Genomic DNA, 25788 nt, shown 5'->3' with positions numbered 1-25788 from the left:
AATGCAGCAATCATGAAGGCGAACCATGTTCGGCGACGTCCGTAAGAACCTACACCGAGGAGGCCAAAATCAAAGCGCGTCCCCACAAACCACCACCACCACAAAATGCAGGGGAGCGCGACTGCGTCATGGAAGTAACCCGGAGCCCCAGTCCAGGTGTTTGATAGTACCTGTGCTATCGCAATTGGTGGAACGTTAAGTGCCGTTAGAACGAAGGACGGCGCCTCACAGGGCCAGAAGGGACGGCCGGCGTCATATCCGATACACTCCAACTTTGCGTGCATATCCCAAGCCATCAGCGCGATCGCGATGATTCCGAAGACAAGCGGTAATAACGCTCTATAAGAAGTCTTGTGCACCTGGGCTTAGACACCAACGGAACCCAAAATGATTCCGCGATGAGTCAATTGCGCCGGTGTCGAAAAGAACGAGCAATATTCCTTCCGAGTTGAAACTGTCGGCGATAACAATGCTGCGAGGGAAGGATTGCTCCTTCCCTCGCAGGTTCGCTGTCCACTCACTGCGGATAGACGCCCACCTCGCGCAGGTTGATCTCGACGCCCGGAATACTCCGAACGTTCACGCGCAGATAGCGCGCCGAGACAGCATTGAAGAGGAAGGTGCGTACGGAACCGGGGAGCCCGACGCTCCGGATATCGGAGAAGTTCACTCCGTCATCCGAAGACTGGAGCCGGATAGGCTGAAGCAACCCCAACAGCGTCGATGGATTCACGACAACCCGCTGGAAGCTGGTTGAGCTGCCCAGGTCCACCGTCAACCATTCCTCTGAACTGCCGCCTGCCTTCCAGCCGGTAAAGGCCAAACCGTCGACGGCATTTGCCGGGTCAGAGCCGGTCGCCGTCGAAGAGACCGTTACCGGCCGGCTGAGCGCCAGATCGATTGCGGACGTCGGATTGAAGAAATCCGGCGGCGCCGCTCCGTTGGTGTTCTGCTGACTGAGGTTGTTCTTGTTCCCCGCCAGGACCGTCTGCGAGAGATAGTTCTCGACACTTCCTGGGAACTGCGTGTCGAACAGAATGGCATTCCCGCCATTGTTGGTAGCGACATTGTTGAAGAAGAAGGTGTGCGCCGACTCGGCAACGCCGCCAGCGGCGGTTGCGATGGAGCCGATGCGCAGGCCGTTATTGACGACATCGTTCACATTGCTGAAGGCGACATTGCCATCCGTTACTGCGCGCGTTGAGCTGGCGGTGGCATTGTTATACACCCCGATTCCGTGACCGGTAGGCGAAGCGTAATCACGAGTCGTGGTGTAGTTGCCATAGATCTTGTTGAAGGAGTCAGACTGCTCGATAAAGACTCCATAGCGAACGTTGTCGATGTTGCTGTTGTCGATCGCGAAACTGTTGGAGGTGGCAGCGTCCAGGTCGACTCCATCCATGTTGCAGTTGCTCACCTTGTTTTCCATCACCACGTAGTGCGCATTCGAATGCTCGGTCCAGATGCAGCGTCCACCGCTCATGTTGACCGTGTTGCGATAGAGGATGTTGTAGCCTCCGCCGCGCTGCAACTGGATCATGCCGCCGCTGGTACGCACCGTCGGGACGCCGCCGTTGATCACCGTGACGTGATCGATGTTTGCATTCGTGCTTGAGGGAAAGAAGATTCCGGTGATCTTACCCTGACCGTTCATATCGATCGTGCCGCCGGAGATCGAGACGAACGACGCGGGATTGGTGGCCGCAATGACCTGAGCGGGTTTCGAGGTTACGTTGATGGTGCCGTTGAGCAGAACCGCAGTATTGGAGCTGAGCGTGAGAGGCGAGGTTCCGTCCATGGTAAACGTCCCATTCATGTGCAGGACGATATAGCTTCCTGGGTTCGCCGCGAGCGCCGCGTTGTAGGCTGTCTGCACATCGTTAAGGTTTCCACCATTGACCGTAATGTCGGCACGGCTGATGCCGTTGAGGACTGGGTCGTTGTGCTGGTTATCGATGGTAGGCGGATAGAAGTAGGTGCTCGCCGGCGCGTTCAGCGGAGCTCCATGAGCAACGACATAATTCGCCGAGGAGCGGTCGGTGAGATCGTTCTGGTTGGCAAGCACGTTGTCAAAGATGAAGTTGCCGGTGCCGTCGAAGTCGATGCCGCTCACTCCGTTATGACGAATCACATTGCGCATGATCGAGGTCGCGGAGCTGAGGGATGCCAGCTGCACGCCCGACTGAGAGTTATCGCTCAGATCGTTATCCGAGATGAGATTGTTGTTGGCGTCAGCAAAGACACCAATCCTGTTTCCGCTGATCTCGTTGTTGGTCACGGACGAGTGAGCTCCACTCAACTGCACGCCGGTTCCTCTGTTGGCGTGAACGAAGTTGTCCAGCAACAGCGCCTGGGTAATGTTCTCGACCGTAATACCGTTAGCCGCCGATCCGGCGATATCACAGCGGGTGATGGCCGACCCACTATCGAAGACCGTATTGCCAATGCCGGAGAGCACGATGGCATCGCGGCCCGTATTGCGGATGGTGACGGAGTCGATATTGACTTTTGTGGAAGCCTCAGCATCGATGCCGGAGAGGTTGGCGAAGTTCCCTTCGAGCACGCCGCCAGCGATTGCAACCTTGCTCTGACCCGTAATGGAGATCAGGCTGCTCGCCGTTGCGCCGGGGAATGCCGCGATTGTGCCGTAGAGAACGACAGAGGTTTTCGATGGCAGCACCAGCGGAGCTGAGCGCACCCAATACGTTCCGGTAAGCGTAAGCACAATAGGCGAATCAGGATTGGCAACGCGCGCAGCATTGAGCTGTGTCTGCACGGTCGCCAACGGCACAGTGCCGAACTGAAGCTGTACGGCGGTCTCCGATGGGGCTACGACGTAACTGGGGGTCGGCGGAAGGTAAAGGCCGGGATGACGCGGTCCCTGCGCAAGCATCAGGGTTGGGGAAAACAAAAGAACGGCCAGAGCTTTCAGTCCAGTTTTAGCTCCGTGCATAGAACGATACAGCGATGAGGTTTGCATGCATGTCTCCGTTTGGGGTGAAACCGGGGAGGGGAGAGGAACATTGCGAGTGCAAAATGTACACGTATACATTCGCGCGGATGCGCGTGATATCCGAGGCCGCTCTCTGATGTGTATCTCAAAATCGGCGTGAGATCGGCCGCCAGTCACTCTATACATGCACGCAGGGGCCGTGCAAGTTAATTTTCATTGGCTGAAATTGTTATTTATTGGCGATATGCCTATCCCGGTCTTTTCTCCAGGCGGGCTGCAATCTCGATATGCTGTACCCCGTGAATGTTCTTTTCGTTTGCAGCAGAAATAGATTGCGCAGTCCGACTGCAGAGGTCGTGTTCTCAGATCTGCCGGATATAGAAACAGCCTCCGCTGGGACCAGCCCGGATGCCGAGACCGTAGTATCTGCTGACTTGATTGAATGGGCAGACATCATCTTCGCGATGGAGACCGTTCATAAGCGCAGACTGAACGAAAGATTCTCATCACTTATGAGAACGCGGAAGCTCATCGTCCTTGGCATTCCTGACAACTATGAGTACATGGATGAGGGACTGATAGCAGTTCTGCGCCAAAAGGTAACGCTTCACTTGAAATCGCGTACGAAAACTTGAGCGCCACATCCGTCCATTACGCGAGCAAACAAAATCGGCTGCCCGCTTCGGACAGCCGATTCACCTGGATAACAGCAAGAACTATTTCAAACTCTTATTCTTCCCCACACTCAACAGATTCGCCATGATGCGGAAACTTCCCGGAACGCCATCCGGCATCTGGCGGAAGAATGCATACGCCATATACACATACACACCCTTACCGTAGCGGGCATAGATCAGGCCGCCCTTCTGCGGGTCCATCTGGGTATCGTGCATCTCCGTCGGCGCCGTGTACTTCGCATCCCAGCTCTGCAGGAAGCCATGACCGCGCTCTTCCACCCAGCCATCAAAGTCGGCCGTCGTGATCTTATTGGGCCAGTTCAGGACAGGGTCTTTGTCGTCGAGGATGGTCACCTTGCAGTCCTCTTCCACCACACGCTCCCCTTCCCCGCCCAGCGTGATGGGATACGGACCGAAGTTATGGTCGTATTCGTTGGTCTGGTACTGCGAGATCACCACGCCACCCTGCTGTACGTAGTCGAGCAGGCGATTGTTGAAGGTACGCAGTTCCGGCCGGGCCGCATAGGAACGGATGCCCAGCAGAATGACGTCGTAGGCCGAGAGATCGGTCTTGGCGATGTCCTGCGGGGAAAGAAATGTGGGATGGATGCCGAAGTCCGCCAGCGTCTGCGGCACCTCATCGCCAGTGCCGGTCACATACCCCACCTTGAGGCCGGGCGCAATCTTCACATCCGTGCCCGTCGTCCGATATGCCGCATCGCGATACGACGGATACGGGCGAAGCCCCGTATACCCGGTCGTGACGTAACCATCCGTATATTGCTTGCCGTTATAGGTTGCGACCGCGGTAAGCGTATACGCTTTTGTCTCAACCGACTTCGGCGTCACCTGGAAGCTGATGCTCTGCTCATCGCCGTCGCGCATGGCGCTGAAGCTGGCTTTCGCTGGTGAGGAGGTCCAGCCCGCAGGCAGGTTGAGCATCAGCTCTCCCTTCGCCGGTCCCTTCACGTTCGAGCGCACGTTCACATTCAACGTAAAGCTGGTAGCCGCCATAGGAACAATACCCGCATGCGGCGAGACCGTAACCGAAATCGCGGGAGCAATCAGCAGTGGCTCATAGACAGTGCCGTAGCCGAGGTAGCGATGCTGCGTCTGCACCGTCGCCGCGACCGGGAAGGTGACGCCGTCGTACTGCACGTGAATCACAGCGCTGAGCGGATACGGTTCGATCGGCATCGCGAGCGCGGCTGGATTCTGCACATCGTAGACAGTCTGCTCCAGGCTGCTGCGCGTGAAGTATGGTTTGGTGTAGGGCTCAGTCTCCGGCACCTGAATGCTGATGGGACGGTCAATGACCTTTCCGCCTGCGAGCTTCTCCAGCTCCGCGGCCCCCTCACCAATCTCCCGCACCGTCTTACCGTCATAGATATTGAGCGGCGCAACATGCACCGCAACCTCCTGCGAGCCCATGTTGGCGACGTGCAGATTTACCTGCACCGTCTGCCCGGGAAGGGCTGTCTGCGACAAGTCCGAAGGACCGGCAGGGCCACCCGGGCCTGCGGGACCAGTCGCCGGCGGACGGCCGGTGAACGCTGTAAGCGAGATACCGAGCGCGGCTGCCAGCGTGGTCTGGAACTGCTGCTGCTTCACCCGCAGCTCGTGCTTCATGTTGTACGCGGCTTCTTCGGGAAGCTTTGCCGCATCCAGATCGGCAAGCAGCTTGTTCGTTTGCTCCAACCCCTTGGCAAGCATAGGCACTACCTTGCCGGGATCGGCCGGGTCGAAGTGCGTGCCTGCATCCGCAACCGTCGTGGCAAGGCGTATCAGTTGCTGCTGCCATGGGTTGCGCTCCGCTGCCGGAAGATAATCGGCAATCGCCGGCAAAGTGGTATCGATGCCTTCGAAGAAATCGCTCTCCTTCTCCGGCATGCTCGTCGTAGCCCTCGTGGCCCACAGATGATAAGCCGAGTTTTGCGGAGCGGGCAGAGCCGGACCGATACCACCGTTCTGCGAGCGCTGCTGTGCCAGTCCCTCACGCGCGATCGCCGAATAGTTGTTGGCCAGCACGTAGCTGTAGTCGCCGACCGGCACCTGTACGGTGACCGAAGGCAGCGTCTTGATATCCGTAGTATTGACGTAGTTATGGAAGACCACCGGCTCCCAGCGGGTGGTGGCGTAGTCAAAGATGCCCTTCTCGGTCACGCGCGCAAACGGGACACGCGCATAGACCTTCTGCACCTTCCAGGGAAGAAGACCTTCCTTGATCTGCTCCGGGAACATGTTGGGATCGGCAGCGGCGTTGAAGACCTCCTGTGCCATCTCTCCGGAGACCTGGTGCTGTCCATGTCCGTCGGCGAAGTTGCCGTTGAAGCTTGACGTCACCACCATCGGCCGCAGGATACGCACGATGCGGACAGCATCGCGCAGCACGGTCTCATGCCCCCACTGCTTGTGCGCCTCTTCCAGCGTCTTGGAAAAGCCATAGTCGGCAAAGCGTCCAAAGTAAAGATGAATGCCTTCGTATCCGGTGCTGGCGAGCAGCTCCTGCGTCCGGACCAGACCGAGCTGATCCCAGTAGTCGCCGGACATCACATTCTGGCCACCCTCGCCACGCGTCAGGACAAACAGCGAAGCATCGACGCCCTTGCCGCGCGCCTCATAGGCCATCATGGCGCCGTCCTCGTCATCGGGATGGGCGTTGACGGTCAGCAGGCTGGCGCGGGTCCTCAGCTTCTGCAGGCCCTGCCAAACGGCCGCCGAGCCGCGGTCATAGGGCAACGGCATCGCCGAAGCCGGAGGCAAAGCGGTGCCGGCCAGCGGAGGCGGCGCACTCTGCGCCACCAGGGTGGCGGTGAGAAGCAAAGACAAAGCAGGGTGCAGCAGGGCGTTCGGTCGCATCAGTGATGAAGGGCCTTTCAGGTAGAGCGCTTGAGCTATACCCTGAGTCTTACTGACCGGACCCACGAAACGCAACCCTCGATTACCGGTCCCGCCCCAGGACGTGTCGCACACCTTTTGTTTGTCATCCCGCAGGTGTGAGTTGATTTCCGTATATCACTGTTTCTGCGTGACTTAAGCAGGCGCTTTTTGGCTGTGCAGATGTTGTGCAGGACATCTGTGCAGTTTCGCGCCCTTTCGGACCGCAATCCCGCTCTGATCGCATGCTACTAAGAGTGCTTTAAACATGTGGAACGGCGCTCTCTTTGGAGCACCGTCCTGGCGCGGAAAGCGACCGAGAATGGACACATTTGGGTCACACTGATTACGACCTTCATCACCTGCATACCCTGCGCGACAACATACGTCCATATTTCGTCTGCGGGCGCTTGCCTCAGTAGCCTTGAACGGTGACTGGGTAGATGCTTTTTATTTGGGGTTCAACAGGTAGCTCACATCAATATCTCCGATGGCGCCGACCTCACGGAAAATATCTGGACGGGAGCAGCCCGTACAAGTGATGAGAAGGCTCTTTGAATCCATCCACTTAACCGATATATCGTATCGCCCTTTTGCTATAAACAACACTCCGTCGTTTGAATCGTACTTAGCCGATGCACTCTGAAGATTCACGACAGAGCTGAAATCAGTCGTAGCACCGCAGTTACGTTCGCATGTACGAACGATTAGTCGACCGTCGGGCGAAACCACCTTAGACTTCACAGTGTTGTCGCAATTGTTGCACCCCGTGAGGCATAGCACCGCCAAAGCCGCATGCAATATCAAGCTAGGTTTTCTTATAGCAGCCAGATTTGTAATAGTTATACCCAGCAATGATTTGGGCTTGGTCATTTGGATCATCTCCATAGGGTGGTCCCCCTCTCCAATTACCCCATTCGGGGGTTGATGTGCCTGCCTGTCCTTGTGCGTATCCAGCACCTCTCAAAAGGATGTTTTGAGGTATTCCAAAAGCGGCGCCGAGAGCACCGTAGTTGAAATTCCCGAAATCAGCATAGGGTGACGGTCCGAGTTGTCCGGTGTCGGAAAGAGAGTAAGTTCCTTGTTTATAGTCCATCGGACCCTTGTTTCGTACCAGTTCATAAAACACGGGAAGGTTTACGACGCCGAATAGGTGAAGGACATTCGCAAACTTTATATTTGTATTAACTGACACTTTTGATGGCGCGAGCGGTACCGAACAAACGTTAGTACCAACGGAATAGCCACCCATTATGCCATCAGCGAAACGCCAGCTTGGGCGACCCAATTTGTCGCCTCCTCCCATGTCGTCCCAGTTGAAGCAACGAGGGTCCGGGTTCACCGGTATTGCGTGAGCGACCCCGTTGTCGTCATAGTAGGAGATCGTGCTTCGAACGCAGCCTGACTCTAGACCGAGTGGATCATTAAGTGCCAAAGGGTTGTTCTGCACATAGCTGTAACGATTGAAGCTCTGGGGGTCGAAGATGTTGTAGCTGCCATCGTAGGGATCGGGACTCATCCAGCGCCCGTAGGAAGGAGCGTATTCGCGAAACGCAGCATGTTCCAATGTGAAATTTCCCTGTCCCAAGTCATGATCGGTACCGGCAAAATGAGGAAGGTTGGTATCTGAAGACGGTGTCGTATAGTTGTCCCCGAATTCAGCCGATTGGAATTGAGCTACGGCACCCGTTCCGGATTTGTTGGTCCTCACCCGCTCCGTGCCCACAAGGTCCTGATGTTGATAGTAAATATCACCGTTCAACCAATACGCTATCGGGGAATCGCCTGCATAGTATTGCGACAGAGCGGTGGTGCCGTTATCGTACCAAATCGTAGCTCGCCGGGAGAACAGATCGAACCCGCACCGATAGATCCCCCTTATGTCCGCAAACTTTACCCGCTGATTGAATGCATCGTAGATGTACGATGCGGTTGCTCCGTCATCAACCGATAGCAGTTTTCCGTCATCATCATATTGATAGCTATGATTTGGGTCCTGGGTGAGATTTCCGGCAGCATCATAGACATAGCCGGAACTATTGATCTGATTGTTGGCAGAGTTGAAACTCAAAGCCGTTGTCAAACCACCGTTGTAAGAAGTCTGCTGCCAGCGATTGCCATAGCGATCATAGGAATAGTCGGAGATGGCTGTCCCTGACGAACTGCCGTGTTTCAAGCGCCCAAACTCATCATAGGTGTAGTCGAGACAGTTGCCTTCGATGGTGTCGCATCTCCAATTTACTTGTCCCCCAACTGGTCCGGATGAAAATCCGTACAGTTCACTACTCCCCCCCCGCGCAGTCGACCGAATAGCTCCCTGCGCAGACATATGTCCCACTTATCCGCCCGCTTGACTCGAAGTGATTGACTCCTTTCAAGCCGTTGCCGAAATCAGATGCCGAAACGCCAAATGGACTTACGGTAGCAGCGCTATAGATCAGGTCAGCATTCGTGGAGTCGTTCTGCCCCCCATTGATCGAAGTCAACTGGCCTGCGAGATTGTAGCCGTAGCGCACCGGGAAATAGCCGACAGAAGTTGTGTATGATTCCTGGGTCAGTCGCGAAGCGAGGTCATACGAATAAGCCCGCCACACGTCGTGCGCTGGATTACCGCACCAGTCAGGCAGGCATTGCCCGATGATACTTATACGGCTGGCGGAATCGTAGAGGAATTCGCTCTCCATCCATATCGCGCCGATGGAAGCATGTGCATTCGTCAACGTCCCTTTCGACGAACCTAGGTTCGTTCCGCCCCATCCCGTCGCTTGATCATAGCTATAGATCTTAGTGGGGGTCTTTCCGTCATCATAGATGAGCGAATTCAGGCGCCCTAGTGCGTCGTACTGCATCGTCGCCGTGGTCTTCACATTTGGATCCGTTTGATTCGCACGAGGGCGGGTACGGGTTACCACTAAACCAATTGAATTGTAGGAATAGCTGTAGTCTGTATTCCCACGTTCTGGTTCTTCGGTGTGAATCGTTCGACCTGCTGCATCCGTTTGGAATACGCGGGCTTGGCTACCCTGCGTAATCGTCGTCTTATGATTGACATCATCGTAGTCGTAGTGCGAGTTATAGCCGGTTCCTGCGATGTCGGTTGGGCAAGCAGAGGGCGCGCCTGAGTTCGTAAAGGTTGTACCTGTGAGTTCGCACACTTCCTTGATTCGCCCGATGAGGTCGTATTGGGTGATAGTCCCTTTTCCGGGATTAGATTGTGTTTTAACTGCACGGGACCAGTAGGTGTTCGTAACCGAGGAGCCGTCCGGGCGGGAAATCGTGAGCACGCGACCTAGGCCATCGTACGTGTAGCTAGTGCTGTTGGAGGTACATTGTGAGCTTCCCGTATCGGAGGAGGATGAGTAGGCCGCGCTCGTAGACTGCAAGTGACCGGTGGCGTCGTAGCAGGAATCAGTCAGGTACCAGTTTGACGAAGTACTGCTCACAGCGTTGCGTACCCGTCGTCCGTAGTTGTCAAAGAAGGTCTCCTGCGTGGACCACTCCGAACTGTTGAGCTTGGTTTGTACCGTAATTTTTCCTGGCGTATAGGTGTATAGAACCTCACCACCGCCCGGAGTCGTCACGTCCTTTGGACGCATCAGCGGATCATATTGAACTATTTCCGTCGTCTGCCCGGAGTTGTACCCCGTAGACGTGAGCTGCGCAGCCGAAGAAGCGTCGTAGGTGCTGGAAGTAGACAGCGAACTGACGGCGGAGTTGCCGGACGTCTGGGTACTGAGTCCGGTTACGAAGGCTTGGGTCGCGTCATAGGAATAATCAGTCTCCAGATTATTGAACGTGGCGGATTTGCGAGCGCCCGTATCGTAGTTGGTGTAAGTGGTGCTGATCCAAGTGGAACCACCTGCCCATACGGATGTAGATGTCAAATTCCCCCGTTCGATTTGAGACGTTCCGCGCTGGGGAAGTCCTGAAGTTGGGACGACAGACGACTCATTGTATCCATTGATGACCTGCGACAGAATATTGCTTCCTGAGGAGTAGCTTGCGTTTATTACATTCCCATACATATCGTGGCTGGCGCCCCAGCTCTCCAACGTAATGCTTGGAGTCGGCGGATCGAAGCTGAACCAACTACCGACAAGCCCACCAAGCCCTATGTAGTTGTAGCGAACGGAAACCTGCGAGCCTCCGTTGTATGAGGTTGTCGTCACACGTCGGAGTAATGGCGTATGTGCTGGCCCTGCGTAGTTGAAGAAAAAGCTAGTGTTCATCTCCATCAGGGGAGTTGTCGTATTAGTCGATCCGTCCCAGATGCGCCGCCGGGTCTCGTAGGGAAGATTGTTTTCAACGTTTGCTGAGAACTCAAATGACCGGAGCTTATTAGCCTCGTCGACAACATCTGTATTTGAAGTTCCGGCGCCGGTTATGGCTCGGGTAAAAGTCTTTGATCCGGAAACAGTGGTTCTGGTAAGAACCACGGGGGCGCCATCGGAAGAAATGCCTGTTCCATTGCAGCCGCCACTGTAGGAGTAATCTATCGTGCCGCCTGTTGGCAACGTGATGGACTTTAATCGTCCTGTCACGGATCCTCCAATCCCCGGCGTGTTTTCGTATTGGAAGGAGTACTTGTCGGAGGGAGAATCTGGATATTCGATCGTGTCTACAAGGTCAACAGTCGCCGGACCATATTCGCTAATTCCCCCGCATTGAAAGTTCGTCTGGACCGTATAGCTGCGATAGGTCACTTTTACGCTTGCCGATGTCGCACCCCCCGATTGGCGGGTTACGGGGTAAGTAAAGTAACGCGGGCTTCCAGCATTGCCACTGCCTGTGACGGCTAGTGCGGTAACGCCCAACGTATCTGTGAATGTTCCATCTCCATTGGCCGAAATTGTATTGCCATTGCTGTCTGTAATTGAGCCCGAGCCGCCGGCGCTCATTGGTGCATCGATAATGCTCCCGGTAGGCGTGTGCACAACGAAAGTGTTGTCTAGCGAATATCCGGAACCGTCGATGGCCTTCCCATCGCCATCTACAACTGAAGCAGCCCCGCCRCCGCACTGTTTCAACTCATAATTAAATGGATGAACGATTCCTTCCGCTTGATGATATGCAATGTTCGTATAGTAGGTTCCCGGATAGGTGCCTCCGCCGTATAAATCACAAGAAGCGGTCGAGGTCGAGTAGGTGAGGAAGCCAATAAAGCCGTCGCCGACATTGCCGTGAAATCCCCATTGGTGGTCCGGCTGCCAAGCATTTCCCAGAGGCGACCAGATCAGACCGTCGTATCTCAGTGCGTAATTGAACGCGAGGCCGCGACCCGGCCGGCTGACAACGGGAAGTTCGAAATGAACATTCAGATTTCCGATGTTGACGGTGTCAAGACCATTCCCGTCATACGCCCCGAATGGATAAATACCAGTTCCGGTATTCTGGGCGACGACTGATATGGACAGGCAGAGAAACAGCGCAATGCGAACAACAGTCTTCATTTTCTGGAGCAACCTTTCGATTGCGCACAGAGAGGGAGAAAAACTACGAATTTCTTACTTTTGTGATTCTAGGATCGACTCATACTGCGTCTCTATCAATATCAGACTTATATGCATCTGCGGAAGAGGGCTGAAACAAACTGCATTGATCATTTTCCCAAAACAACTCCACTTCTCAGTCATAGCCGCCCTTGCAGAGCGACGGGGCGAAGGCCCAACGGATGGAGTGGGATTGACCTTCTTTAGTTGATGCGAGCTTATGAACGCGCGGAGGGGTCCCGGCGAACTTCGTTCGTTGGGGTGAGTAGCGATGGATGGGGCACCCAGAGCGTGGGTCGCATCCACCTTAGAAACGATCTCTCAACACCGAACCGACAATCGCTCCAATCGCGCCGGCTTCGCCGCTCTCGCGTGCACGCTCCACAGTCATGTACTCCTGCAGCGCATGCGCCAGACGCGGAAGCGGTAGTGTCTGCAGCCACACACGTCCGGGACCGGTGAGCTGGGCCAGGAAGATGCCGTCACCGCCGAAGAGCATGTTTTTGATGCCCGGGACGGTGGTGATCTGGAAGTTCACATTTGCGTGGAAGGCGCCGACGTGGCCGGGGTGGACGCGCAGGATCTCTCCGGGCTGAAGGTCTTTGATGACGAGCTCGCCCGAAAGCTCCAGCCAGGCCGTGCCCTGACCGCTCACCCGTTGCAGGATGAAGCCGCTGCCGCCAAAGATGCCGGCACCAAGCGACTGCTGGAAGCCGACGCCAAGCTGTATCTGCGAGGTCGCACAGAGGAAGCCGTGCCGATGGATCAGGTACTCGTGGCCGGGAGAGACCTCCACCGGAACAATGTGACCCGGAACCTTGGTCGCAAAGGCCACCTCGCCGGGATAGTTGAGGGCCCGATACTCGGTCATGAAGAGCGATCCGCCGCCGGCCATACGCTTGATCGCGCCGAAGAAACCGCCTCCGCCCCCGAACTGCGTGTGAGTCTGCATCTGGATGCTTTGCGACATCCAGGAGAGTTCTCCAGCTTCAGAGATGACGGTTTCGCCGGGCTCGAGCAGGAACTCGAGAACGGGCATGGTGGTTCCGGTAATACGGCTTTGCATGGCGATGGGTCGCTCCTTCGAGTGGATTCTACGCCGGAGCGTTCAAGCCGGTTCCCTAATTCCCCGTTTCCATAAGATATTGGTGCCATGCCGGAGCTGCCTGATATCGCTGCCTATCTCCACGCCCTCACTCCCCGGGTCGTGGGCAAGCGCCTGCTGCAGGTACGGATTCAGGGACCATCCCTTCTGCGGACAGCCGACCCACCCATCTATAAAGCCGAGGGCAAGACAGTCCTCGCACTGCGGCGGGTGGGCAAACGTATCGTCTTCGTTCTGGAGGACGACCTCTTCCTGGTGCTGCACCTGATGATCGCCGGCCGTCTGCACTGGAAGCCCGCGGGAGCCAAACTCGGTGGCAGGATCAATCTTGCCGTCTTCGACTTCGAGGATGGATCACTCCTGTTAACGGAGGCCGGCACCAAGAGGCGAGCCTCGCTGCACCTGGTGCGGAGCGAGGCCGCACTGCTGGAGATGGACCCCGGCGGTATCGACGTAATGACCGCGACACCGGAGGAGTTCCGCGCCGCGCTGAGCGTTGAGAACCGGACGCTCAAGCGCGCGTTGACCGATCCGCGGATTGTGAGCGGCATCGGGAATGCCTACTCTGACGAAATTCTATGGACGGCCCGGCTCTCACCCATCCTCCAGACCGGCAAGCTGAGCGAGGAGGAATGGCAGGGGCTCTATGACGGAACCCGCACAGCGCTGCAACAATGGATCGACCGGCTGCAAGCAGAGGCCGAGGAAAAGTTCCCGGAGAAGGTCACCGCCTTTCGCCCGGAGATGGCCGTACATGGCCGCTTCGGCAAACCGTGCCCGCGGTGCGGGTCGCCGGTGCAGCGCATCCGCTACGCGGATAACGAGACCAACTACTGCGCGACCTGTCAGACCGAGGGCCGGGTACTGGCCGACCGAAGTCTTTCCCGCCTTCTCGGCAAGGATTGGCCACGCACCCTGGACGAGCTGGATGCATTGAAACGCCGCTAGAGCATTTTCTCTGTAGGCGTAGAGTAGGGCTTCCGTATCTATGGGCGTTTTCCGCAATGAAAACGCCGCTGCACACCCTTTCCGGGATACCCAGCAACAGGGAAAATGCTCTAAGTCGGAGAAAATTTTGGCCTTGCACCTAACCATGCGCCGATGGCGCTGTCCAAGGAAACACATCGAGGAAATCTCATGAACCGTCTTCCTGCTCTCTTCCTCTGTACGGTTACGTGCGTCACGGTTACGTGCATCGCTGCGGCACAGCAGGCCGCCAGGCCCGAGCCAGCTTTTGAAGTCGCCACTATCAAGCCCAGCGATCCGGCAGAACGGCGCATGATGATGCAGATGTCCGATGGAGTCCTGCATGCGAAGAACATGCCCCTGGTGGAGCTGATCAACTTCGCCTACGAGATCAAATCTCCCTCTTTGTTAAGCGGCCTGCCGGAGTGGGCAAAGCAGGAGCACTATGACATCGAGGCCAGGCAGGACGAGGAAGAGGCCCGGGCCCTGCGAAAGCTGCCCGAGGAAGAGCGAGGCTATGCCACGCGCCGCATGGTGCAGAAGATGCTGGAAGACAGGCTGCACCTGAAGCTGGCCAAGGAACAGAAAGAACAGCCCGTCTACGCACTGGTGGTGGCAAAGGGCGGACTGAAGATGAAGCCATCGGCTGCTCCGCCGCCAGGTGAGAATGCCGGTCCTGATTCGGGGCCGGGCCCGAAACCAGCTGCCGAGCCGGGCGCCGGAGGACCTCAACGCATGAGGCGGGGCATGATGATGAACAGCCGGGGCGAGTTGACCGGAACCGACTCCACAACCGGCATGATTGCGAATGTGATCTCTCACATGCCTGAGGCCAGCGAACGCGTGGTCGTCGACAAGACCGGCCTGACCGGACACTATGACTTCACGCTGAAGTGGACCCCGGAGATGCCGGCGCCCGCCTTCCGTGGAGCAGACGGTGGAGCTCCTCCGCCGCCGGCGGCCGACACCAGCGGTCCGACGCTCTTTACCGCCCTGGAGGAGCAGCTTGGCCTGAAACTGGAGACCGCCAAAGACCTGGTGACGAGCTACCGCGTTGAAAATCTGGATCACCCGACAGCGAACTAAACCGTGGCCGCCTGCGTATCCATCGCCATGCATCGACTTCTTGCAACTGCCGTGCTGGGCGGCGTTCTGGGCAGCGCTCTGGCTACCTATGCCCAGAGTCCGCCTCAGGCTGGGCAGCAGAAGCACAGCTTCGAAGTTGTTTCGGTAAAGCCATCAGCCGCGGCAAACGATAGTACGAGCGTCAACACCACACCGTATCGCATCCGGTGCGAAAACGTTCTGGTGCGGCAGGTTCTGATGATGGGCTTCGACATCCGGTCTGAATCACAGATCGAAAATATGCCCGACTGGGCAAAATCAGAGCGGTTCAATATCGATGCCAAGGTGGATGAAGAGACAGCCGCTGCGATGAAAAGTCTCCCCCGCGACGAACGTCAGAAGTGGCAGCAGGAGATGATGCAGGCGCTGCTCGAAGACCGCTTCCACCTGAAGTTCCATTGGGAGAAGAAAGAGCTACCGGTCTATAGCCTTACGGTTGCCAAAAGCGGCAGCAAGCTGAAAGCGACCGTTCCTCCCCCTCCGCCGCCAGGCGCCGACCCTAACGCTAAACCCCAGGACCGTGGAACCAGCTCAAGCACACACAACGGGCACATGGTTGTGACCAACGGCAGCATGGAGATGTTCGCCTACCAGCTCTCGCACATGACCGAGATGGATAGCCGCGTGGTGCTGGACCGGACTAATCTTCCCGGCAGGTTCGACTGGACACTGGACTGGTCGCCCGAGAGACAGCAAAATAGCTTTCACGGAGCAGATGGCAATCCCGCGCCGGCTCCAACAGCCGATACCTCAAAACCAACTCTCTTTACCGCATTGCAGGAACAGCTCGGTCTGAAAGTGGAGCAGGCTAAGGCTCCGGTAGACCTGCTGGTGATTGATGATCTGGAACGTCCGACGGAGAACTGAGCACCATGAGTCGACGCCACATTCTTACGGCTTGCCTGCTATTCAGTTCAATAGCAGGCTATGGGCAGACCCGCTATGTCTACGAGGTGGCGTCGATAAAACCCTCCACCGGTGCGAAGTTTGAGGTTGTCGTCATCAAGCCCACACCGCATGGCTCTACTGGCAACTCCCTGAACTTCAATCAGGGCAAGATGGTTGCACATAACATTCCGCTGAAGGATGTGATCAAGTTCGCCTACGATCTGAAGTCGGACTCGCAACTCTTGAACGCTCCCGACTGGGTGAAGACAGACCGGTATGAGATCGATGCTCAGGAAGACGAGGCCGAGAGCGCCGCGCTGATGAAGATGGCATTCGAGGGCCGTTTTGAAGCACTGCGGTCAATGATGCGACAGATGCTGATAGAGCGCTTCCATCTAGAAGCCACACCGCAAACAGCCGAAGTACCGATCTATGCGCTGGTCGTCACAAAGGGTGGACCGAAGATCACTCCCACGCCGCCACTGGCGTCCGGAGAACAACGGAAGTTCCGTGGATGGCAGGGCCATGGGCCGGGTGATGTGGAGGCCCAGGCCGCCACCATGGAGCTGGTTGCCAGTGTGATCTCCCGCATGCCTGAGGCTGATGGGCGTGTGGTCGTCGATAAAACAAACATGCCTGGCGAGTATGACTGGAAGCTGCATTGGACGCCGCAGTCCAACTCTGCCTCAGATGGAACCGGCACAACCACCGCCGAGACAGGCCCAACCCTGTTCACAGCATTGCAGGAACAACTCGGTCTAAAGCTCGAATCACAAAAAGGTACTGTGGCAGCGGTTGCGATCAACCATATCGAACGTCCTACAGAAAACTAACCTGACGTTCCGCAGCACAAGAAAGCCATTGGATGACTCTGATACGCACACTCCGCTCTCTCTGCGCATACGTTCTCGTGCCCTGTGCCGCCTTCGCCGCTGAACAGCGGGGGCAGGTTCTCTATGGCGGCTTCCCCGTTCCTGGCGCTGTTATCACCGCTACTCATGCGGGCACTACTGTCACGGCAGTCACGGACGAACAGGGCTTTTATACCCTCTCAAACATCGCTGACGGCGCGTGGTCGATCCGTATCAGCAAGCCTGCCTTTACTACCGTCACGCAGGAGGTGAACGTAACCTCAAGTGCGACGGATGCGACCAAGTTCGAGCTGAAGCTACTGCCTCTGGCGGAGATTCATGCACAGCCCGCGGATCAGCCGATTGCTCCAGTGATTACTGCCGCCGTGCCCACGCCTGCAAAGAAGGGCCCCGATACCAAAGAGGATGCCGCCGCCGCGCCGCCACCTCCTGCGACACAGGAAGCACGTAACAACGATGGTCTGCTGATCAATGGCAGCGTGAACAACGGAGCATCTTCGCCTTTCGCGCAGTTTGCCGCCATCGGCAATCGCCGTAACAACCGCCGCTCGCTCTACAACGGCGGTATCGGAATCATGAGTGTTGGCAGTTCCATCCTCGACGCGAAGCAGTACTCGATCACGGGTCTTGATGTCCCCAAGCCTTCTTACTACCGTTTCACCGGCCTGGCCACGCTCGGTGGACCATTGCGTATTCCGCATCTGACCAACCGCAACAATGCACCTACGTTCTTTCTTGCGTACCAATGGACACGGAACAGCAATGCCAGCTCTTCCTCTGCGCTGGTGCCGACGCAAGCACAGCGCAATGGCGATTTATCTTCAGCCGCCACATCCATCATCAATCCGGCAACCGGACTTCCTTACACCAACAATCAGGTCCCGGTCTCGCCCCAGGCGACATCGCTGCTGCAGTTTTATCCGCTGCCGAATCTCTCCGGAAGCACGCGCTACAACTATCAGACGACACTGCTAAGCAGCTCACACCAGGATGCCCTGCAGGCGCGCGTCGACAAGACAGTCAGCCGAAAGAACCAGGTTTACGGTAGTTTCAACTTCCAGTCGATCCGCAGTTCGTCGAACACGCTCTTCCAGTTTACTGACCACCAGAAGAGCTTCGGCCTAGCCGGAGGCGTGAACTGGTCGCACCGCATCAACGGCCGCTGGTCCTTCAATGTCGGCTATAAGTTCGCGCGGCAGACACAGCGCTCCTCTGCCAACTTTCAGGACCGCACCAACGTCTCCGGCAATGCAGGCATCTCCGGCAATAACCAGGATCCGTTCAACTACGGCCCCCCGACGCTTTCCTTCGCCAGCGGTATCGCCGGCCTGACCGATGGGATTCCCGCATACAACCGCAACCAGACGCAGACCATCACCGGCGCCATGCAGTGGAATCGCGGACGCCACAACGTGACCTTCGGCGGCGAGTATCGGCGTCAGCAGTTCAACTACTTCACGCAGGAGAACCCGCGCGGCTCGTTCAGCTTTACCGGCACGGCCACCGGCAACGATCTCGCAGGCTTTCTGATCGGCGTGCCTGATACCAGCACCCTTGCTACCGGCAACCCCGATAAGTACTTCCGCCAGAACGTCATCATGGCTTATGCCACGGACGACTTCCGCATGACGCCGACCTTCACCGTCCAGGCAGGTGTCCGCTGGGAGTACGGAGCGCCCATCACTGAGCTGAAAGATCGCATGGTAAATCTCGACATCCTGCCGGACTTCTCTGCTGTCTCGCAGGTGCTGGCCTCCTCCCCAACCGGCAGCCTGACAGGACAACACTATCCTGACTCGCTCATCCACCCCTTCCGCAAAGGCTTCCAGCCACGCATCGGGGTCGCATGGCGGCCGATTCCTGCATCATCGGTTGTCGTGCGCGCTGGCTATGGCATCTACTTCGACAGCTCTGTCTACCAGACCACTGCCCTGAAGCTGGCACAGCAGGCGCCGCTCTCGCGTTCCTTGTCTGTGCAACGTTCGAGCACCTGCCCTATCACCCTGGCCAACGGTTTTCAGAACTGCGCTGGCATCACCTCCAACACCTTCGCCGTCGATCCGAGATTCCGTGCTGGCTATGTACAGGATTGGCAGCTCGCCATTCAACGTGATCTGCCGTTCTCGCTGCAGTTGACCGCCACCTACAACGGCCTGAAAGGCACGCACGCGGCCCAACAGATCCTGCCGAACACCTACGCCTATGGCGGCACGGATCTGTGCCCTTCATGCCCGAACGGTTTCACTTATCTGACGTCGGGTGGCAATTCAACACGTCATGCCGGTCAGGTACAGCTTCGCCGCCGTCTGCATAACGGATTCACCGCATCGCTGGACTACACCTACGCCAACGCCATCGACAATGCATCCTTCCTCGGTGGACAGAACGCATCGTCCGGCACGGGTGCCACCTCGCAGAATCCCTTTGCCGTACCCGCTCCCACAACCAAGAACGACACGACTGTTGCCCAGAACTGGCGCGACCTGCAAGCGGAACGCGGACGCTCGGCCTTCAATCAGCGGCACACGCTCTCGCTGTCAGCGCAGTACACCACCGGCATGGGCATCGGGGGGGGCACCCTGATGAGCGGCAAGGCAGGCACGGCGCTCAAAGAGTGGACGGTGCTTGGTCAGATCCTGCTCAATAGCGGACAGCCCCAGACACCAATCTATCCCGTCGCTACACCCGGCACCGGAGTTAGCAACAACCTGCGCGCACAACTGACAGGTGCAGATGTCTACGCCGCGCCTGCAGGGCTGCATCTGAATCCCGCAGCATTTACCACGCCCGCCGCCGGTACCTTCGGCAATGCAGGCCGTAACTCCATTGCCGGCCCTGGTCAGTTTCGCCTGAATGCATCACTCGCACGCACCTTCCGCCTGAAGAGCGACATGAACCTGGATATACGTGCTGATGTGACCAATGCTCTGAATCACGTTGCCTTTACTCGCTGGAACACCACGCTTACCTCCACCCAGTTCGGCCTTCCCGCGGCCGTCAATGATATGCGTACCGTGCAATTCGTCTCGAGGCTTCGTTTCTAATGCGCAAACTTCTGCCGCTGCTGCTCGCAACGACGCTCACCGCCCAACAGACCGGCACCAACAAGCCGCAGGTCGATGGGCAGGACCAGGTCTTCACCATGAAGGTGACGTCGAACCTTGTCGTCGAGACCTTGACCGTCAAAGATAAGAAGGGCAACACAATCCCCGGGCTGACGGCGAAGGACTTCACCATCACGGAGAATGGCGCGGAGCAAAGCATCCGCCTCTTCGAGTTCCAGAAGCTCTCGGATCCATCCGCGGTTGTGCCACTGGAACCGGCGAAGAACGACGAGAAGATAAAGATCTACGACAAGCTCAGCCGCACGCAGATCGCCGCCGAGTCCGCTGGGACACCGAAGTATCGCGATCATCGCCTGCTGGCGATGTACTTCGATATGACATCGATGTCGCCGCCTGACCAGTTGCGAGCCCTGCAGGCTGCCGAAAAATTCATTCGCACACAGATGCTTCCGGAGGATCTTGTGGCGCTCCTGCGCTACGGCGGCGGCTCCGTGGATGTACTGCAGGACTTCTCTGCTGACCGTAACCGCCTCCTCTCCATCCTGAGCACCATGATTGTCGGTGAGGGTCAGGGCATGGCAGGCGATAACTCCGGCGACGACACCTCCGATCCCGGAGCAGCCTTCGGACAGGACGATGCCGAGTTCAACATCTTCAATACCGACCGCCAGCTCGCAGCTCTGCAGACTGCCGCCGAGATGCTGGGACGGTTGAGTGAGAAGAAGTCGCTGCTCTACTTCGGTTCGGGCTTGAGCCTGAATGGCCTGAACAACCAGGCACAGATGCATGCCACCACCAACGCAGCCATCCGTGCAGGGGTCTCCTTCTGGCCGATCGATGCGCGCGGCCTGGTCGCCACTCCGCCCATGGGCGATGCCACGCAAAGCTCACCAGGCGGACTGGCCATGTACACCGGAGCATCCGCAACTTCGGTCACCAATATGCGCGTCCAGTCGCAGGACACCCTCTATGCGTTGGCCTCCGACACGGGCGGAAAGGCATTGCTGGATAACAACGATCTCACCCGCGGCATCCGCAACGCGCAGGAGGCCATGTCCAGCTACTATCTCCTCGGTTACTACACGACCAATGGAGAGAAGGACGGCAAGTTCCGCCGCATCAAGATCACGCTGAACAACGGACAGGAAGCTACCCTCGAATACCGCCAGGGCTACTATGCCGGTAAGGACTACTCCAAGTTCAATACTGCAGACAAAGAGCGCCAGCTTGAAGATGCGCTGATGCAGCCTGACCCGGTCACGGACCTCACCATCGCGATGGAAGTGAATTACTTCCAGCTCAACCGTGCCGAATACTTCGTCCCCATCGCCGTAAAAATCCCGGGACGCGAGCTGGCGCTGGCTAAGAAGCGCGGCTCGCAGCATACGCTGATTGACTTCATCGGCGAAGTAAAGGACAGCTACGGCTCCACCGTGCAGAACCTGCGTGACTCTGTCGACATCAAGCTCTCGGACTCCACCGCACAGGAGCTGGCTCGCCGCCCGATCCAATACGACGCCGGCTTCACGCTGCTGCCCGGCAAATATCTGATCAAGTTCCTCGCCCGCGACAATGAGACCGGACGCATTGGAACCTACCAGGCCAACTTCACAGTGCCGAACCTCAACAAGCAGGTCGAACGCCTTGCCATAAGCTCTGTGGTTCTGAGCAGCCAGCGTGTGGCAGCCTCACAGGCTCTGTTCAATGTAGAAAAACAGAAGCAGCAGGCAAAGAACGATGCCGTCAATCCGCTGATGCTGGGCGGAGAGAAGCTGATCCCTTCGGTCACGCGCGTCTTCCACCATGCGCGACCGGCGACCATCTTTCTGCAGGCTTACCAGCAGGGCACTACTCCACCAGAGCCCCTGCTGGCCTATGCCACCTTCTTCCGTACTCACGATGGGAAGCAGGAGGTTGCCATGCAGACACCGACGGTCATTGCATCGAACGCCGGAAGCACACAACTGCACACGACCCCAATCGCCATGACGATTCCGCTGGACCAGCTTGAACCCGGCGAGTACCAATGCCAGATAACTGTCCTGGGCGCAACCGATCAGAAGAGCTTCTTCTGGTCAGCCAAGGTTGAAGTGCAGTAACTAAAACAATTCGGAACCGATACTCCCGTTGCCCCATTCTTTTGCTTCGCAAAAGAATGGGGCAACGAATGCACGGGCTGCTTAGAACGTCAGCTTCAACGCCGTCTGTATATTCCTCGGAGAGTTTGCCTGTGACGTAATGTTTCCGAAGGTCGACGAACCGACCTGAGTATTTGGCACGCCAAACTGCACCTTGTTGAGCAGGTTGAAGGCCTCAAAGCGGAACTGCAGCCCGAGACGCTCGTGAATGGTAAAGTCCTTCAACAGCGACAGATCATCCTGGAAACCGGTTGGGCTGCGCATGCGTCCGGAGGTGCGAGGTACGTTGCCCAGCTCGAAGGCAGTTGCTTTGCGGAAGGCGTTGGGGTTGAAGTAGCTCTGCGTCTGTCCATTACCACCAAGGCGTTGACGGACATCGCCCGAGGTAAGCGGATCAGTGCCGGAGACGAAGAAGGGACGAGATCCAGAGTAAGCCTGACCGCCCGTCTGCGTGATACCCAGCGCATAACCCGACTGCACTGAGACGATGCTGTTGAGCTTCCATCCGCCGATCACCTGGTTCAGCCATCCGCTGACATTGCCGCCGAATGCCTGCCCACGTCCGAACGGCAGCGAGTAATTGGCATTTGCAACGATGCGATGCGGGATATCGGTGGCCATCACGGACCACTCCTTATCCTGAATGTGATAGCTGTTCTGGATACCAGGCGTTCCATTCGCGTTGAGGAATCCCGTTAGCAGGGGTGAAGTATTTCCCATCAACTTCGAGAAGGTGTAACTGACGGTAGCCGAAAGATTCTTCGAGCGCTGGATGGTGACAAACGCCTGCACCGCATGGAAGATGGAGGCGCCGATTCCCATCTGGGCAACCGTGATGGAACCGTTCGACATCCCGGTATTCGGTGTGTACTGCGGATAGAGCGAGAGCAACTGCACCCGCTGCACCGTTGCGGGAGTCGCAAGTGGCCCCGCCAGCGAGTTGCCGTAGAACGGGTTCGTTACCGATGCGTTGAGGTAGTCAATCTGCGACTGGCTACCGGGAGCTCCCCAGTACTGATCGCGCAGATCGTTAGGCCGGTAGTTGATGGGCAGGTGCACACCGTGGCTGCCGACGTAGTTGAGGTGAACCACGACGCCATTGGCGACCTGCTCCTCGACACCTGCGTTGAACTGCTGGAAGTACGGCAATGGATTGTTATAAATTGCGCCGCTGACAGAGGTACCCGTTCCGGCAGTCACACCGGCACTCGGTCCCGCAGGCAGCAACACACCCGATGGGAATGGATTTGCAATTGTGGTCGTAGGAACGCTGGTGCTGGTGAAGTTCGTCTGTGTCTGCTGCGAGTAGCCAAGCGTACCTGTGCCATAGAAGCGCTGCGATGTCGGCAGATACATCAGGCCATAGCCTGCACGCAACACCGTCTTATTGGTCGCCTGGAAGGCAAGGCCGATGCGGGGGGCGAACTTGTTGTAGGACGTCTTCCACGTACGGTCGGGGAAATTGCTGCCGAGGTAACGCGCTCCGCCCGTGAACGGCAGCGCTGAGCTCGAAAGCGGGTTCGATGCTGACAAGTCCAGGTCAGCCCACTGGTTATGCCGCTCACGATATCCGGTCTCGAGGTCATAACGCAGACCGAAGTTCATCGTCAGCTTCGAAGTCGCACGCCAGTCTTCCTGCACATACATGGCGTGATACCAGGAGTCATATGCCGGTTTTACCTGACGAACGATCGAGGCACTGGTGAAGGTTCCCATCAGGAAGGCCGCGAAGGAGTCGAACTGCGCCTGATTAGAAGCCGCCGCGCTGGTGACATTGGGGCCATTCGTGAGCGTCGTGTCGAACGAGAGAGAACCTGGACCGTTGCCGGCGCTCTGCTGATGCTCAAGGATGAGACGGCCATCGTAACCGAAGGTCAGGGTGTGCTTGCCGTGCTGCCACACTGCTGTCGATTCGAGGAAGTGGCTGTAGTGCTCCCAACGGTTAGTGTTAGCCGCTTGTGACATATTGGCATAGCCACTGATGCCCACAAATGGCAGACCAGGAAGCTGCTGCTGCGAATCGAGGTTTGTAAAACCGTAGTCAGATGCTTTGTAGCCGGTATAGTTCTGAGGAATCTGGAAGTTCTTCTGGTAAGCAAAACCATAGTTGGTCTGCAACAGAAGGTTCGGCGTAATCGTCCAGGTATCACCAACCGCAAACAAATAGGCGCGCAAGGTCTGATTGATGCCACTGGGACCATTCGCTTGATTGAAGAGGTCGTTCTCGTGGTGTGTATTCGTATCGCGCGTACCGCGTACGAAGACGCGCTGCGATGGGGAAAAGTTATGGTCGACGCGGAAGTTGAACTGATCTACCTGGTCGCTGGTGCGGTTGGCATAAACATAGTTGTTGCTTGTTCCCGACAGGTTAGGTAGCGGCAGGAACTGCAGCAGCTTCTGCGAGACAGGATTGATGTTCTGCACCAGCTTGCCAGCGCCATAGCATCCGGTCGAGTTGCAACCGGCAGGCAGAGGCTGACGTGTGTTTCCGCTGGTGCTGTACGGATCGTAGATCATTCCGGGGGCTTCACTAAACACACCCTGACGCTGCAACGCCGTGGGTACAGTTGTCGTCACCGCGTTATACAGCACGTTACGCGCTGCCTCCCACCCGAAGGTAAAGAAGGTCTTCTCGCGGCCGTTATAGATCTTCGGCAGCCATACCGGACCGTTCAGGAAGAAGCCATACTGATTGAACTTGTGCGGCGCGCGGAAGTCGTTACGCCCACGGATCGGCGGTGTGTTGTTGTACTTCAGGAAGTATGGCGCCGCATCCAGCTTCTCATTGCGCAGGTAGTCATAGGCCGTGCCGTGGATCCGGTTGGTGCCGGTCTTCGATACGATATTCAGAATGCCGCCGGAAGAACGCCCGAACTGCGCCGAAGGCACTGAGGTGATGACCTTGAACTGATCGACCACCTCAACCGAAGGGGTAAGCGCGGGCTGGCCCTGGCAGCAGACCGTTACTGGCACGCCGTCAAAGAAGATCTCGTTCGAACCGGCGGCGCCACCGTTGGATTCAAAGTTGTTCGTACCCGCGGCCACCACGGCGCCGCGTGTCTGGCTCACACCCTGTCCGAAGCCACCACCGGGCGCGATACCGGGTGAAAGCGCCGCCAGACCATAGGGGTTACGGCCGTTCAGCGGAAGATCGCTGACCTGCCGGGTCCCGACGGTGTAACTGATGGTCGCATCGCTGGTCTCGAGATCGGCCATGCCGGCAGACTCAACATTGATGGTCTCAGTGCTGGAGCCGATCTCAAGCGCAAGATCGATGTTGGCGGTCTGACCAACGCTGAGAGTCAGCGTTGTCTCCGCCGACTTGAAGCCAGACTGCGAGACCTGCACCTTGTAGGGACCCGTCTGAAGCGAGAGGAAAGAGTAGATACCGTCGCTGTTGCTCTGCGTCGTCAACGTCAGACCGGTATCGGTCTTAGTAAGGGTAAGTTGGGCGTTGGGAATCACAGCGCCGGTACTGTCCGTCAGACGTCCGGTGATGACACCGTTCGCGACCTGCGCCCGCAACATAGACGGAACGAGAAGGAGAAGTACAAGGAGAAGGCCAAGGCAACGACCTTGCGTCTTGAGAATTTGCTTCATAGGTTAGGCCTCATAAGCACTGCAATTTGTCCT

At 57.2% G+C, this 25788-nt stretch carries 12 protein-coding genes; 6 read left to right on the top strand and 6 right to left on the bottom strand.

The genetic code is table 11. The features are described from left to right. Nucleotides 1–517: 517 nt before the first annotated feature. From AB4Y89_RS13720 to AB4Y89_RS13700, 5 genes are all read right to left on the bottom strand, one after another. A complete protein-coding gene (locus AB4Y89_RS13720) occupies nucleotides 518–2980 on the bottom strand; it encodes a right-handed parallel beta-helix repeat-containing protein (protein ID WP_442301498.1) in 2463 nt (820 codons plus the stop codon). 689 nt (nucleotides 2981–3669) lie between these two features. Beyond that, nucleotides 3670–6489, bottom strand: a complete 2820-nt coding sequence (locus AB4Y89_RS13715) for a PIG-L family deacetylase (protein WP_442301497.1) — start codon at nucleotides 6487–6489, stop codon at nucleotides 3670–3672. A gap of 826 nt (nucleotides 6490–7315) precedes the next feature. Further along, on the bottom strand, nucleotides 7316–8683 hold the full coding sequence (locus AB4Y89_RS13710) for a polymorphic toxin type 44 domain-containing protein (RefSeq protein ID WP_442301496.1): 1368 nt from the start codon (nucleotides 8681–8683) through the stop codon (nucleotides 7316–7318). Between the two features lie 106 nt (nucleotides 8684–8789). Beyond that, nucleotides 8790–11957 (bottom strand): hypothetical protein, encoded by a 3168-nt coding sequence (locus tag AB4Y89_RS13705; RefSeq protein ID WP_442301495.1) that lies wholly within the window; start codon nucleotides 11955–11957, stop codon nucleotides 8790–8792. A 346-nt stretch (nucleotides 11958–12303) separates the two neighbouring features. Continuing rightward, nucleotides 12304–13062, bottom strand: a complete 759-nt coding sequence (locus AB4Y89_RS13700; protein ID WP_442301494.1) for a TIGR00266 family protein — start codon at nucleotides 13060–13062, stop codon at nucleotides 12304–12306. An 87-nt stretch (nucleotides 13063–13149) separates the two neighbouring features. Here AB4Y89_RS13700 and AB4Y89_RS13695 point away from each other — a divergent pair, with 87 nt between their 5' ends. From AB4Y89_RS13695 to AB4Y89_RS13670, 6 genes are all read left to right on the top strand, one after another. Continuing rightward, nucleotides 13150–14049, top strand: coding sequence for an Fpg/Nei family DNA glycosylase (locus AB4Y89_RS13695; RefSeq protein ID WP_442301493.1), 900 nt, complete (start codon nucleotides 13150–13152; stop codon nucleotides 14047–14049). 189 nt (nucleotides 14050–14238) lie between these two features. Further along, nucleotides 14239–15153 carry a TIGR03435 family protein gene (locus tag AB4Y89_RS13690; protein WP_442301492.1) on the top strand — a complete coding sequence of 305 codons (915 nt, stop codon included), beginning with the start codon at nucleotides 14239–14241 and terminating at the stop codon, nucleotides 15151–15153. Nucleotides 15154–15180: 27 nt separating this feature from the next. After that, nucleotides 15181–16059, top strand: a complete 879-nt coding sequence (locus tag AB4Y89_RS13685) for a TIGR03435 family protein (protein ID WP_442301491.1) — start codon at nucleotides 15181–15183, stop codon at nucleotides 16057–16059. Nucleotides 16060–16064: 5 nt separating this feature from the next. After that, nucleotides 16065–16913, top strand: coding sequence for a TIGR03435 family protein (locus tag AB4Y89_RS13680; protein WP_442301490.1), 849 nt, complete (start codon nucleotides 16065–16067; stop codon nucleotides 16911–16913). A 32-nt stretch (nucleotides 16914–16945) separates the two neighbouring features. Next, a complete protein-coding gene (locus tag AB4Y89_RS13675) occupies nucleotides 16946–19996 on the top strand; it encodes a carboxypeptidase regulatory-like domain-containing protein (RefSeq protein WP_442301489.1) in 3051 nt (1016 codons plus the stop codon). Then, nucleotides 19996–22116: a VWA domain-containing protein gene (locus AB4Y89_RS13670; RefSeq protein WP_442301488.1), complete on the top strand. Its 2121-nt coding sequence runs from the start codon at nucleotides 19996–19998 to the stop codon at nucleotides 22114–22116. The genes AB4Y89_RS13675 and AB4Y89_RS13670 overlap by 1 nt, the downstream gene beginning before the upstream one ends. A gap of 81 nt (nucleotides 22117–22197) precedes the next feature. Here the strand turns inward: AB4Y89_RS13670 and AB4Y89_RS13665 are convergent, their stop codons facing one another. After that, nucleotides 22198–25755: a carboxypeptidase regulatory-like domain-containing protein gene (locus AB4Y89_RS13665; protein WP_442301487.1), complete on the bottom strand. Its 3558-nt coding sequence runs from the start codon at nucleotides 25753–25755 to the stop codon at nucleotides 22198–22200. Nucleotides 25756–25788 lie beyond the last annotated feature (33 nt).

Source organism: Terriglobus sp. 2YAB30_2 (assembly GCF_052114765.1).
GTDB lineage: Bacteria > Acidobacteriota > Terriglobia > Terriglobales > Acidobacteriaceae > Terriglobus.
The sequence above is the reverse complement of the archived record's forward strand: the minus strand, read 5'-3'. Positions and strand labels throughout refer to the sequence as shown.